The 12830-nt window shown below is 65.3% G+C and carries 13 protein-coding genes and 1 pseudogene; 3 read left to right on the top strand and 11 right to left on the bottom strand.

The features are described from left to right. Positions 1–5: 5 nt before the first annotated feature. The 4 genes from rimM to B4393_RS12740 all read right to left on the bottom strand — a co-directional run bounded on the left by rimM (position 6) and on the right by B4393_RS12740 (position 2001). A complete protein-coding gene (rimM, locus tag B4393_RS12755) occupies positions 6–527 on the bottom strand; it encodes a ribosome maturation factor RimM (protein ID WP_078334486.1) in 522 nt (173 codons plus the stop codon). Positions 528–586: 59 nt separating this feature from the next. Further along, positions 587–829, bottom strand: coding sequence for an RNA-binding protein (locus B4393_RS12750; protein WP_005081564.1), 243 nt, complete (start codon positions 827–829; stop codon positions 587–589). A gap of 8 nt (positions 830–837) precedes the next feature. Next, complete coding sequence (gene rpsP / locus B4393_RS12745; protein WP_070934952.1) at positions 838–1323, bottom strand: 30S ribosomal protein S16; 486 nt, start codon at positions 1321–1323, stop codon at positions 838–840. Positions 1324–1554: 231 nt separating this feature from the next. Then, positions 1555–2001, bottom strand: a complete 447-nt coding sequence (locus B4393_RS12740) for a nuclear transport factor 2 family protein (RefSeq protein WP_070934950.1) — start codon at positions 1999–2001, stop codon at positions 1555–1557. Positions 2002–2012: 11 nt separating this feature from the next. On the opposite strand from B4393_RS12740, the gene B4393_RS12735 reads away from it, so the two are divergent. After that, entirely contained in the window at positions 2013–2420 is a 408-nt protein-coding gene (locus B4393_RS12735; RefSeq protein WP_078334485.1) for a PaaI family thioesterase, read from the top strand. On the opposite strand, the gene B4393_RS12730 is transcribed toward B4393_RS12735, so the two are convergent. Next, positions 2417–3436 carry an LLM class flavin-dependent oxidoreductase gene (locus B4393_RS12730; protein ID WP_078334682.1) on the bottom strand — a complete coding sequence of 340 codons (1020 nt, stop codon included), beginning with the start codon at positions 3434–3436 and terminating at the stop codon, positions 2417–2419. The two genes, B4393_RS12735 and B4393_RS12730, sit on opposite strands and share 4 nt — an antisense overlap. 127 nt (positions 3437–3563) lie before the next feature. Here B4393_RS12730 and B4393_RS12725 point away from each other — a divergent pair, with 127 nt between their 5' ends. Both B4393_RS12725 and B4393_RS12720 read left to right on the top strand, forming a co-directional pair. Beyond that, complete coding sequence (locus B4393_RS12725) at positions 3564–5747, top strand: Nal1-like putative serine protease (protein WP_078334484.1); 2184 nt, start codon at positions 3564–3566, stop codon at positions 5745–5747. After that, on the top strand, positions 5747–6622 hold the full coding sequence (locus B4393_RS12720; protein WP_109558306.1) for a D-alanyl-D-alanine carboxypeptidase family protein: 876 nt from the start codon (positions 5747–5749) through the stop codon (positions 6620–6622). Before B4393_RS12725 ends, B4393_RS12720 begins: the two co-directional genes overlap by 1 nt. Here B4393_RS12720 and B4393_RS12715 read toward each other — a convergent pair. The 6 genes and pseudogenes from B4393_RS12715 to B4393_RS12690 all read right to left on the bottom strand — a co-directional run. Then, positions 6619–6882, bottom strand: coding sequence for a hypothetical protein (locus tag B4393_RS12715; protein WP_078278260.1), 264 nt, complete (start codon positions 6880–6882; stop codon positions 6619–6621). The two genes, B4393_RS12720 and B4393_RS12715, sit on opposite strands and share 4 nt — an antisense overlap. Before the next feature lies 1 nt (position 6883). Then, positions 6884–7951, bottom strand: a complete 1068-nt coding sequence (locus tag B4393_RS12710) for an amidohydrolase family protein (RefSeq protein ID WP_078334483.1) — start codon at positions 7949–7951, stop codon at positions 6884–6886. 5 nt (positions 7952–7956) lie between these two features. Continuing rightward, on the bottom strand, positions 7957–9528 hold the full coding sequence (gene ffh / locus B4393_RS12705) for a signal recognition particle protein (protein ID WP_078334482.1): 1572 nt from the start codon (positions 9526–9528) through the stop codon (positions 7957–7959). Between the two features lie 108 nt (positions 9529–9636). Beyond that, positions 9637–12018, bottom strand: coding sequence for a [protein-PII] uridylyltransferase (locus B4393_RS12700; RefSeq protein WP_078334481.1), 2382 nt, complete (start codon positions 12016–12018; stop codon positions 9637–9639). A gap of 36 nt (positions 12019–12054) precedes the next feature. Continuing rightward, a complete protein-coding gene (locus B4393_RS12695) occupies positions 12055–12393 on the bottom strand; it encodes a P-II family nitrogen regulator (RefSeq protein ID WP_005056967.1) in 339 nt (112 codons plus the stop codon). Between the two features lie 16 nt (positions 12394–12409). Beyond that, positions 12410–12830, bottom strand: a pseudogene (locus B4393_RS12690) (ammonium transporter); the annotation flags it as partial.

Raw genomic sequence — 12830 nt, 5'->3', positions numbered from 1 at the left:
GATACTCACGACAGATCCAGCAGTCCTTCGGGCGGATCGATCTCGATCACCTTGTCCGCCAGTGAGATCGAGGTGACGATCGCGGAGACGAACGGCACCAGAATCTCCCGGCGCTCGGCACCGCGTACCGAAAGCAACTCCCCACCGGGAGTGTGCAAAACCTCGGAAACGGTGCCGACAGCGGCACCGTCCACGGTTCGCACCGCGAGTCCTTCGAGCTGGTGATCGTAGAACTCGTCGGGGTCCTCGATGGGCGGCAGATCAGTGGTGTCCACCGTGAAAAGGGTGCCGCGCAACGCATCTGCCGCGTCACGATCGGATACCCCGGCGAACCTGACCAGCAACCGGCCGCTGTGCTCGCGCACTGATTCAACGGTGAACTGGCGGCTGCCACCTCCACGGGGCAGCCGCCCGCTCAACACAGAACCAACCGCGAAGCGCCCGTCGGGATCGTCGGTACGGATCTCCACCGACAGTTCGCCGGTAACACCATGCGCCTTGGCAATACGCCCGATGACTAGCTCCATGAACGAAGCCCCCACAGCTGGGAGGTGTCCCTAGCTCGCGCGAAAATCATGATGCGGAACTAACGGTCGGTGTCCACCACGTCGACCCGGATGCCGCGGCCGCCCACGCCCGCGACGAGGGTGCGCAGGGCGGTGGCGGTGCGCCCGCCCCGACCGATCACTTTTCCGAGATCGTCGGGGTGGACGTGGACCTCTACGGTGCGGCCACGACGGTTCGTCACCAGGTCAACGCGGACATCATCGGGGTTATCGACGATTCCTCGTACCAGATGCTCGACGGCGTCGACCACGACGGAACTCATCTGAGGTCCTATTCGCTTGCGGCGTCAGTGGATTCAGCAGGAGCCTCGGCGGCTTCCGCGGGGGCTTCGGCAGCTTCAGCGGCCTCGTCCTGCTCGGCCTTCTTCGGGGCCTTCTTCTTTTTCTGCTGGATGGCCTCGCCGGTGGGGGCGCCATCAGCCTCGGCCAGGGCGGCGTTGAACAGGTCCAGCTTGCTCGGCTTGGGCTCCTTGACCTTCAGGGTGCCCTCGGCGCCGGGCAGGCCCTTGAACTTCTGCCAGTCACCGGTGATCTTCAGCAGAGCCAGCACCGGATCGGTCGGCTGCGCACCGACGGACAGCCAGTACTGTGCGCGCTCGGAATCGATCTCGATCAGGCTGGGCTCTTCCTTCGGGTGGTACCGGCCGATCACCTCGATGGCACGGCCTTCGCGGCGGGTGCGGGCATCGGCGATCTGGATGCGGTACTGCGGGTTGCGGATCTTCCCGAGGCGGGTGAGCTTGATCTTGACAGCCATGACTACAACTTCTCCTTGAGTATCACGCGGCAATTCGGCGATACGTGCGGACGTGCACGATCCGGTTTTGCCTCGCGTGGGTCTGACCGCCGCTGGCCATGGCCAGCACGACGGACGGTTGCTCATTGTGCCAGAGCGTGGCCTACCAGCTCAAATCCCGCCGACACGCCGCACCGCGGCGGGTCCGTATCGCACCTGTCCACCACGAGACGGCGTGTCGGCGAACTGGACCTAGACCAGCCGGTTGAAGCACTTCGTCTCGACCCGGCGCGTCAGCCTCCACCCGTGCCGGGTGCGGACCACCACATCGTCGTACCAAAGCCCCAGAAAGAGCACCTGTTCGGTGTCGCCGCCCGGCACCATCGGGTTGAAACACAGGCTGCGCACCACCGCGGAGGACCGCTCCGCGCCACCTTCGTCGTCGAAACGGATCGAGATGTTTCCCAGCATGTGCGCATACATCGGAAATGCCGGAAGCACCTGCGCCAACCAGGCCTTGACGTCCGGGTAATCCCCGTCGATGCCACCCATCGCGCGGTAGTCGATGTACGCGTCGTTGGTGAACACCTCATCCAGATCGTCGAACTGGCGGGTATCGATGGCGGTCGCGTAGTCGACCAGGAGCTGCTGAATCTGCAGGCGGTCGGAAACTTCGTCGAGAGTCCAAGCGGATGTCATAACTTGTGAGCATGCCCACTCGGACCGAAATCATCACGCAATTCGTCCCGAACTCGCCGCTGTGTCAGCATCTGGGAATCACACTCACCGAGATCGGCAACGATCGCGCGGTGCTCGCCATGCCGTTCAAACCCGAGCTGGCGACCATGGGCCACACCGGCCACGGCGGCGCGATCGCAACCCTCGCCGATACGGCGGCCATGGCAGCGGCGTGGGCCGATGACACGGTGCCCGAGAAGTTCGGTGGCTCAACGGCTTCATTGACCGTCAACTACGTCTCCGCAGCCGACGCCACCGACCTTACCGCGGTGGGCCAGGTGGTCCGCCGCGGTAAGCGGCTCTCGAACATCGAGGTCACGGTCGCCGATCCGGCCGGCAGGGTGGTCGCAAAAGCGTTGGCCACCTACAACTTTGCCTAAGCCGCTCCGGCCTCACCGAGAGCGAGCAACTCACGCACTCGCGGTATCACCTGGGTCCCGTACAGCTCGACGTTCTGCATGCCCAGCCCCGGCTGCGACGCCTGGTACACCAGGCTGAACCTGTCCGCGCCGAGGCCGCGGATGGTCTTGGCCATCTTGGCCGCCACGGTGTCCGGTGAACCCACATATAGCGAGCCCGACTTCACCTCGGCCAGATACTCCTCGTACCGCGGGGCGGGCCAGCCGCGCTCACGCCCGATGGTGGTGCGCAACTCCCGGAACCCCGGCCAGTACTGCGCGATCGCCTCCTCGTCGGACTCGGCGATATGCCCGGGACTGTGCACGCCCAGCGGCATCGGCTCGGTGACCCCAAGCTGGTCCTGAGCACGGCGGTACAGGTCCACGTAGGGCTCAAATCGCATCGGGTTGCCGCCGATGATCGCCAGGATCATCGGTATCCGGTATCGCACGCTCCGAACCACCGAGTCCGGCGATCCGCCCACCCCCACCCAGGCCCGCAGACCATCGGCGGTTTTCGGGAACACATCCACGCCGTCCAAGGACGATCGCAGCTTCCCCGACCAGGTCACCGGATCCCCCGGCAGCAGCTTGGCCAAGAGATCGAACTTCTCCTCGAAGAGTTCGTCGTAGTCGGCCAGGTCGTAGCCGAACAGCGGGAAGGAATCGGTGAACGATCCCCGACCCAACACCACCTCGGCCCGGCCATTGGAGATTCCATCGAGAGTCGCGAACCGTTGGTAGACCCGCACCGGATCGTCGGTGCTGAGCACCGTGACAGCGGTCGCGAGCGTGATCCGCTCGGTCCGGGCGGCGATCGCGGCCAGCATCATCTCGGGAGACTCCCCCACGAATTCGGTGCGATGGTGCTCTCCGATGGCGAAGATGTCGACGCCCACCTGATCGGCACGCACCCCTTCCTCAACGACCGCACGGATCGCTTCCGGGTTGGTCATACCTGCGGGGACGTCGGCGAAGGTGTCCAAACCAAACAGCACACGATTTGTCATACCCCTTTAACGGACTGCAGTCCGCTTATGTTCCCGGGGTGTTCCCAGCAGCGGTTCATCCGGTGTTCATCCGATACGCACCGGCATCTGGTTCGCGAACGCTACGAATCTAAGGATGAGCCGTGCGCGCGAGAACAACCAAACAACGGTGGACAACCTGCAAGCACTGTCGGTCACCGACCTGTTGGCAGCCCGTGACCTCTACCACCACCACCTGACCAACAAACCCAATGTGGTGGGCACCGCGATCGGCCGATATCTGATCCGCGAGCAGCCGGGCGGTGCTCGCACGCTGGTCAATTCCCGGGTGGAACAAGGATTTTCCTGGCCGTGCGTGATGGTCTTCATCAGCGACTGGGCCGCACCCAAGTCCCTTACCCCGTACGACTACGTGCCCAAGCAACTGTTCATGCCCGACGGCCGCGTCGTCCCGGTCTGCAAGGTGCAGGTGGATCCGGCCCCCGTGTCCACCACCCCGCAACGCCCGACGCAGACACGCTGGCCCACCACACTTCTCGGTGGCGGACTCCCCATCGTGGTCGATGTCCAGAATCAGTCACACACCGCGACCGCGGGTTGTCTTGTCACGGACGGGCACACGCTGTACGCACTGACCAACCGGCACGTGTGCGGACCGGCCGGACAAGAGATCGATATGGTGCGCGGACTGGCCCGCTCACGGATCGGGGTATCCAGCGGGCAGCAGCTCACCCGGTTGCCGTTCGACGAGGTGTACCCCTTCTCGATGACGAACACCTATCTCACGCTGGACATCGGACTCGTCGACGTCGACGACGCCGGGGAATGGACGTCAACCGCCTACGGGATCGGCGATATCGGTCCGATGGTCGACACCGGCGACATGACCAATGGTCTCGATCTGATCGACCAGCCCGTGGTGGCGCACGGCGCGGGCTCCGGCCTGGTGGCCGGCAAGGTCATGGCGCTGTTCTACCGATACAAGTCGGTGGGTGGCTCCGAATACGTGTCGGACTTTCTCATCGCACCGGATCCGCAAGGACCGCAAACGGTTCCCGGCGATTCGGGAATGATCTGGCACCTCACCGCAGACCGGGCGCGGCCCGCACCGTTGGCCGTGGAGTGGGGCGGGCAGGCATTCCTGGACGGCGCTACCCGGTGCACGATGAACTTCGCACTCGCGACGAGCTTGAGCACGGTATGCAATCTCCTTGACGTGGAACCGGTCGTCGGACAGCAAGAGGGCGCGCAACCGTTTTGGGGTCAGACCGGCCACTACAGCATCGCGACCTTCACCCCCGACGCGATCCGGTCGCCGAACCTCAAGACGCTGATGCAGGCCAACCTGGACGCGATCAGCTTCGCGCTGTCCGAGCTGGACCCCAAGACCATTGCCCAGCGCCTCAAGGAGGCCCGCAGCAATCCGGACAGCATCATCCCCCTTGCCGACGTGCCGGATCTGGTCTGGAAGAACCTACCGAGCAAAGTGGTGGGCGGCCGCGACGACCACATGGTCGGATATCGGTCGCAGGGCCCCGAGCACCCATGCCACTACGCCGATATCGATGAGCCCGGCCCGGACGGTTCAATCGTGCGCGACGTGTGCCTGCAGGACATCGCCAACCTCACCGTGGCCAAGTGGCAGCAGTTCTATGACGAACGCGGTCACACCACGCAGGACAAGCGCGGCTTGCTGCCCTTTCGGGTCTGGCAGTTCTACGACGCGATGGTTGGCTTTGTCAAGAACAAGCAGATCGGCCAGTTCGTCTGCGCGGCAGGCCTATTGGCGCACTACGTGGGCGACGCCTCGCAACCGCTGCACGGAAGCTACCTGGCGGACGGATACCCGGACGGTACGGGTGCCGGGGTGCACGCGTGCTACGAGTCCAAGATGATCGACCGGCATGCCGCGGAGTTGGTGGCCGCGATACCCACCGCCCTGACCTCGCTCGGCGACGTAGATCTGGTCGACGACGGACAGCACGCGGCGCTGGCGACCGTCGAATTGATGGACAGATCGGCGAAGCGGCTGGCGCCGACCCAGCTGATCGACGCGTTCGTCGCGCTGGGCGGCAAACCCGTGGTGGCAACCCAGGACGGGCTGTGGGCACAATTCGGCGAGCAAACCGGGATCCTGATGGCCGACAGCGCCCGCACGCTCGCCATGATCTGGGACAGCGCATGGGCGGCCGGCGGTGGAGACAAGATCAAAAAGTCTGCGCTGCAAGCCATTCCGCAAGATCAGCTGCGCGAGTTGTATCAGCAGCCGAAGTTCGTGGAATCGCTGGACCTGGACCACGTGGCATCGACCCTGCGCTAGTGTCGGACCCGATGTCTTCCTCAGTGGTCCTACGTAGAAACCGTTCCTTGGCGGTGCTCAGCGCCCTGTTCCTGTCGGTGATGTCCGTCGGCGTCGCGCATGCTGACATGGCTCCGCCGCCGCCCGAGGGGCCCGCGCAGGCATGGTTGGTCGCGGATCTGGACTCTGGTCAGATCCTGGCCGCACGCGACCCCTATGCCGTGCACCCCCCTGCCAGCACCATCAAGGTGCTGCTGGCCCTGGTCGCGCTCGACGAGCTGCCGCTGGACGCCACCGTGGTTGCCGATGCCGCCGACTCCCATGCCGAATGCAACTGTGTGGGCATCAAGGCCGGACAGACCTACACCACCCACGACCTGCTCGAGGGTGCGCTGCTGGAATCCGGTAACGACGCCGCGAACACGTTGGCCCACATGCTGGGCGGCCGTGAGGCGGCCGTGGACAAGATGAACGCGAAGGCAGCGGCACTCGGTGCCACCGCCACGCACACCGCCTCCCCGTCCGGACTGGACGCGCCGGGCATGGACATGCGCACCAGCCCGCACGATCTGGCCGTGATCTTCCGGGCGGCGCTGGCCAATCCGGTGTTCGCGGATATCACCCGGCAGCCAGCCGCCGAGTTCCCGGGCCGCGTGCTGCACAATCAGAACGAGCTGATGTACCGCTATCCAGGAGTCATCGGCGGCAAGACCGGGTTCACCGACTTGGCCCGCAAGACCTACGTGGCGGCCGCCGAGCATGACGGCAAACGGCTGGTCGTGGTGATGATGTACGGCCTCATCCACGAGGGTGGCCCGACCTATTGGGATCAGGCCGCGAGCCTGTTCGACTGGGGCTTTCTCAATGACGGTTCGACCAGCGTCGGTTCGCTCTAGACCTTGGTATTAAGCACCTGGAGCACGGTTTCACCGGTGCGAACCCGGCACATCGCAATGGCCAAGGACACAGCGTCCCCGGGCGAGATCTGTGCCACCGCGTTGCCGCCCGCGGCCGCCTCCTGAACAGCGGCCAGCTTTCCTGCGTCGTCCATCGTGTTGAAGTCTCGGCAGAGCGTCTCGGCATGCGCCGACGCCGGCATCGCGACCGCCAGGCCCCAGCTCATCACCACCGCCATCGCGAAACGCATGACGGGCACTCTATCGAATCTGGCCGCGCAGCATGACGAGGTCTGGACGCGACAGCACACCTGGTCCGGTGCGTGGGTCCGCACGGTAAGCGACGAGATCGGCCGGTGCGCCGTGCTCCAGGCCGGGCCGGCCCAGCCAGTCCCGAGCCCGCCACGACGCAGCGCCCAACGCATCGGTGGCGCTCATGCCGATCCGCGTGAGCGCGGCGACCTCGTCGGCGATACGTCCGTGCGCGATCCCACCACCGGCATCGGTACCCGCGTAGATCGGGATGCCCGCGTCATACGCGTTCCCGAAGGTCGTGTGCAGGCCGGCATACAGATCGCGCATGTGCTGGGCATAGATCGGGTACTTCGCTGCGGAGTCTGCGATTCCCGGGAAGTTCTCGATGTTGATGACAGTCGGGACGAGCGCGGTGCCATGTTCGACCATCAGGGCGGTGGTGTCATCGGTGAGACCGGTGCCGTGCTCGATGCAGTCGATTCCGGCGCGAATCAGACCCGGCAGCGCGTCCTCGCCGAAGACATGGGCGGTGACCCGCGCACCGTTGGCATGCGCGGCATCGACGGCCTCTTTGAGGATCTCGTCTGACCACAGCGGAGCCAAGTCGCCGACGGAGCGATCAATCCAGTCCCCCACCAACTTCACCCAGCCATCGCCCCAACGCGCTTGGAGGGCAACGGCTTCGGGAAGCTGCGAGTCATCCTCGATGTCGATGGGCAACCCGGGGATGTAACGCTTGGGCTTGGCCAAGTGCCTGCCCGCGCGGATGATCCGTGGCAGGTCTTCGCGCTCATCGAAGCCGCGGGTATCCACCGGGGATCCGGCGTCGCGCAGGAGCAGTGCACCCACCTCGCGCTCGGCCTCGGCCTGCGCAATCGCTTCCCCGAGCGAGGTCGGGCCGTGCGGTCCGACTCCGACGTGGCAGTGCGCGTCGACAAGTCCGGGCAGCAGCCAGCCGCCGTCAAAAACGGTGTCGGCGCCCGCTATCGCTTCAAGGCTGATGACGCCGTCATGCACCCACAGATCGATGGACTCTTCGGACGGAAGAGTTCGTCCACGCAAATGCACGGGCATCTGGCTCAGTTCTTGGGGAACTTCAGCTTCGAGATGTCGATATCGGCCAGACCGGGCGGCAGTTCGCCCAGACCTTCCGGCATACCGGACAGGTCAGGGAATCCCGCCGGCATTCCCCCGGGCAGCCCAGCCATGCCCGGGAATCCACCCCGGATCTTCGGCGCAGTGGGGCCCCGTGAGCCCTTCTTGCCCTTCTTGGTGTTCTTACCGCCCTTGCGGTTGCTCTTGCGGTTGATGGCGCCCATGCCCATGCGGCCCGCCATCGAGGCCATCATCTTGCGCGCCTCGAAGAAGCGGTCCACAAGCTGATTGACCTCGGAGACCGCCACCCCGGAGCCATTGGCGATGCGCAGCCTGCGGGAGGCATTGATGATCTTCGGATCGGCCCGCTCGGTGGGCGTCATGCCACGGATGATGGCCTGTACCCGGTCGAGCTGCTTGTCGTCGACGGCAGCCAGCGCGTCCTTCATCTGGCCGGCCCCGGGCAACATGCCCAGCAGGTTGCCGATCGGCCCCATCTTGCGGATCGCGAGCATCTGCTCCAGGAAGTCCTCGAGCGTGAGTTCCCCCGAGGTGATCTTCTCGGCGGCAGCCAGCGACTGTTCGGCATCGAAGTGTTGTTCGGCCTGTTCGATCAGGGACAGCAGGTCGCCCATACCCAGGATTCGGCTGGCCATCCGGTCGGGGTGGAAGACATCGAAGTCCTCCAGCTTTTCGCCGGTGGACGCGAACAGGATCGGGGTGCCGGTGATCTCACGCACCGACAGCGCGGCACCACCGCGGGCGTCGCCGTCGAGCTTGGTCAGGACGACGCCGGTGAATCCGACCCCCGCGCGGAAGGCCTCTGCGGTGCTCACCGCGTCCTGGCCGATCATGGCGTCGAGGACGAACAGCACCTCGTCGGGGTCGACGGCATCGCGGATGCGTGCCGCCTGGTCCATCAGCTCGGCGTCGATACCGAGGCGGCCGGCGGTGTCCACGAGCACCACGTCGAAGTGCTGGGCCTTGGCATGGGCCAGGCCGTCGCGGGCCACCGCCACCGGGTCGCCGACCAGCGAGCCAACTTCCAGGCCGCCGTCGGCGGTGCCCGGGTGCGGGGCGTAGACGGATACGCCGGCGCGCTCACCGACCACCTGTAGCTGATTCACCGCGCCCGGACGCTGCAGGTCGCAGGCCACCAGAAGCGGGGTATGCCCTTGTCCCTTAAGCCATTTGGCCAGCTTTCCGGCGAGTGTCGTCTTACCGGCACCCTGCAGACCGGCCAGCATGATCACGGTCGGCGGGGTCTTGGCGAAAGCCAGCTGACGGGTTTCCCCGCCGAGGATGCCGATCAGCTCCTCGTTGACGATCTTGACGACCTGTTGCGCGGGGTTCAGCGCGCCGGAGACCTCGGCGCCCTTGGCGCGTTCCTTGATGCGGCCGATGAAGGTGCGCACAACGGGCAGCGCCACATCGGCCTCAAGCAACGCGAGCCGAATGGTCCGGCAGGTCGCGTCGATATCGGCGTCGGACAGACGGCCCTTGCCCCGTAGGCCGGCAAGGGCATCGGTCAACCGGTCAGACAGCGATTCAAACACGTGGACCAGCCTAGCTGGCTGGGATATCGACTCTGTCGAACCACCGACACGCCGCATGGCGGCGGGCTCGTATCGCACGTGTCCGCCAGGAGACGGCGTGTCGACGCGCTACGAGGCGGCAGCCTTCTTCGGCTCCGGTGCCACCGTGGGCAGCACCGACGCAATCGCCGCCTCGAGCACTGCCTGCTCAGGCCCGGTGCTCAGACAGAACGTGTCCACCACTGAGGAACCAAGGGTGTTCACCCTGGCCCACGCGATATCCACACCGTGGCGCTCGAGCGTTGCGGCAATGCGTGCCAGCAGGCCCGGCGCGTCCGAGGTGCGGATCTCCACGATCTGCTGATCGGGGTTCCCCGCCGGCTCGAACCATCGGATCCGGGGCGGCGCGGGCGCGTAATTGGTGGGCACAGCGGGTGTCGGATCGCCGACGACACCGGTGGCGAACTGTGCGGACTCACGTTCGCGCTCGTCGAGTGTCGCGATGATGTCGGTGTCCCCGTCGAGGGCGGAGATCAGCTGCTGACGCAGCAACCCGGCCGCCGGGGGTGAGCCGAATCGCGGCGATACCTCGAAGGTGTTGATGGCCGACCCCGCATGACTGGCCACCGAGGCCGAGAACACCCGCAACGAATTCAGCGACAGCACCCCCGCTGCCTTGAAGAGCAGGCCGCGCTGATCGGGCGCGATCATGCTCACGCTGTACATATGGGGAGATCCCCCAGGCGTCAACCGCACCTGGACTCCCCCGTCGGCAGCCAGCGAAAGTAGTTCCGGATCAATGGGATCGGGCTCGGGCAGCTGCTCACCGCGCATCACCATCCGGCATTTGCGCACCAATTCCCCGATCAGTGATGCCTTCCAGTCACCCCACACGCCAGGACCGGTGGCCAGCGAATCGGCCTCGGCGAGCTGTTGCAGCAGCTCCAGGAGTAGTAGATCACCGCCGAGCGTATTGACCACGGTCTCAATGGTTTCCGGGTCCGCAAGATCGCGCCGCGTCGCGGTGTTGGGCAGCAGCAGGTGATACCGCACGATCTTCGACAGCAGGTCCACATCGGAAGGCCATAGCCCCAACCGAGTGCCGATCTGCACGGCGAGCTCCGCTCCGACGACGCTGTGGTCACCGCCGCGTCCCTTGCCGATGTCGTGAACCAACGCTCCGAGAACCAACAGATCCGGCCGGGAGACTCGGGTGGTGAAGGCACTCGCCTGGACTACTGCCTCGACCAGATGCCGATCTACGGTCCAGATGTGGACGATATCGCGCGGCGGCAGGTCCCGGACCGGACCCCATTCGGGAAACAGCCTGCTCCACAATCCAGTTCGATCCAACGCTTCGATGGTGGCCAGCGCCGGACGGCCGGCCTCCAGCAGCACCAGCAGATCCTTGAGGGCCTCCCGTGGCCAGGGCGTGCGCAGCTCGGGTGCCGATTCGGCCAGATGGCCCAATGTGGACGCGGAAATCGGCAGGCCGGTCGTCGCCGAGGCCGCCGCCACCCGCAGGATCAGCGACGGGTCACGCTCCGGGCGGGCGTCACGAGCCAGCACCACTTCACCGGCATGCTCCACCACTCCCTCGTCGAGTGGACGCCGGACGGTTCGCCGCAGCGCCGAAATACCTCGTCGAGGAATGGAATTCGCGGCAGTACGCAGCCCCACGTCCACCGAGTAGCTGATGGTGCGGGCGGCGTCCGACAGCAGCCTGGCCAGGTCGAACCGGTCACCGATGCGCAACGCCGCACCAATTTCGTCGGCGAACTGGGCCAACAGCTGGTCGCGGTCGCGCCCGGCGACTCGATGCAATTCGGTGCGGACGTCCAAGATCACCGAATGCGCACCGTCGAAGGATTTCTCCAGCCCGCTATCGGTGAGTTGGGCAATGGCCAACGCGCGTAACAACTGAACATCGCGCAGGCCCCCGCGGCCGGACTTCAGATCGGGCTCGGCACGGTGTGCGATCTCGCCGCTGCGCCGCCACCGGGCCTTGGTGTACTCGATCAGTTCATCGAGCCGGGTCCGGATCTGTGAACGCCATTGCTGGCGTACCCCACCGATCATCAAGCTGGACAACTGCGCATCGCCCGCGATATGCCTGGCGTCGAGCAGTGCCAGCGCCGCCGACATCTCCTGTCCGGCCACGTGCAAGGTGTCGGCAACCGTGCGCACACTATGATCCAGTCGAATGTTGGCGTCCCACAATGGGTACCACAATCCGTTCGCGACCTCACTAAGCGTTTCCGGTGCGATGTTGTCGTCGTGCAGCAGCACCAGATCCAGATCCGAATGCGGCAGCATTTCCCGTCGGCCGAGGCCGCCGAGTGCCACAATGGCGAATCCACTGGAGTCGGTGATGCCGACCTCGGCGGCCTTTGTCGTCAGCCACAGCTCATTGAGGTCGGTCATCGCTTCCCGAATCGCGCCGGCGTTCAGCCGAGCACTATCACCGAGCAGCTGCGCCCTAGCGGCCACGAGGTCCGTTGCGGCGCCCATGTGATTACCGTCCTAAGCGGTCAGAGGGCCCAAGCCCTACAGAGCGTCGGCCCCCCGCTCGCCGGTGCGTACCCGCACCACCGAGTCAACGGGGCTCACCCATACCTTGCCGTCGCCGATTTTGCCGGTGCGTGCGGCGGTCACGATGACCTCCACCACCTTGTCGACGGCACTGTCGTCCACCACTACCTCGACGCGAACCTTCGGCACGAAGTCCACCGAGTATTCGGCACCGCGGTATACCTCGGTGTGGCCCTTCTGCCGGCCGTAGCCCTGCACCTCGCTGACCGTCATGCCGAGGATGCCGGCCTGTTCCAGACCAGTCTTGACATCTTCCAGCGTGAACGGTTTGACGATCGCGGTGACCAGCTTCATGTCTTCCTCTTTCTCCCTAGTCCAAGCTGCCAGAGCTGACGTGGCGGCCGATTACCGAACCACTTCCCAACGCGGCAAAGTCGTATGCGCCTTCTGCGTGTTGGGATTCGTCGGCGCCTGCCGCTTCTCCCTCGTCGCTGATGCGTAGGCCGATGGTGTACTTCACGATGAGAGCCACGATAGCGGTGCCGATTGCCGAGTAGAGCAGAACCGAACCCGCGCCGATCGCTTGGCGTGTCAGTTGTTCGAGTCCGCCGCCGTAGAACAGACCGAGTTTGACTTCCTTGACCGCTGAAGCCCCGGTGCCCGGGGCCAGGAAGAACCCGATGAGCAGGGTGCCCACGATGCCACCGACCAGGTGAACACCGACCACGTCCAGGGAGTCATCGAACCCGAACTTGTATTTCAAGCCCACGGCCAGCGCACACACGATGCCT

The organism is Mycobacteroides franklinii (assembly GCF_002013895.1).
In the GTDB taxonomy this organism is placed as follows: domain Bacteria; phylum Actinomycetota; class Actinomycetes; order Mycobacteriales; family Mycobacteriaceae; genus Mycobacterium; species Mycobacterium franklinii.
This window is presented reverse-complemented; position numbering and strand designations above follow the sequence as displayed.

Bases quoted from the DNA above. Each gene is read 5' to 3' on its own strand.
- rimM (WP_078334486.1), bottom strand. From the start codon at position 527: ATGGAGCTAGTCATCGGGCGTATTGCCAAGGCGCATGGTGTTACCGGC.
- B4393_RS12750 (WP_005081564.1), bottom strand. From the start codon at position 829: ATGAGTTCCGTCGTGGTCGACGCCGTCGAGCATCTGGTACGAGGAATC.
- rpsP (WP_070934952.1), bottom strand. From the start codon at position 1,323: ATGGCTGTCAAGATCAAGCTCACCCGCCTCGGGAAGATCCGCAACCCG.
- B4393_RS12740 (WP_070934950.1), bottom strand. From the start codon at position 2,001: ATGACATCCGCTTGGACTCTCGACGAAGTTTCCGACCGCCTGCAGATT.
- B4393_RS12735 (WP_078334485.1), top strand. From the start codon at position 2,013: ATGCCCACTCGGACCGAAATCATCACGCAATTCGTCCCGAACTCGCCG.
- B4393_RS12725 (WP_078334484.1), top strand. From the start codon at position 3,564: ATGAGCCGTGCGCGCGAGAACAACCAAACAACGGTGGACAACCTGCAA.
- B4393_RS12710 (WP_078334483.1), bottom strand. From the start codon at position 7,951: ATGCCCGTGCATTTGCGTGGACGAACTCTTCCGTCCGAAGAGTCCATC.
- B4393_RS12700 (WP_078334481.1), bottom strand. From the start codon at position 12,018: ATGGGCGCCGCAACGGACCTCGTGGCCGCTAGGGCGCAGCTGCTCGGT.
- B4393_RS12695 (WP_005056967.1), bottom strand. From the start codon at position 12,393: ATGAAGCTGGTCACCGCGATCGTCAAACCGTTCACGCTGGAAGATGTC.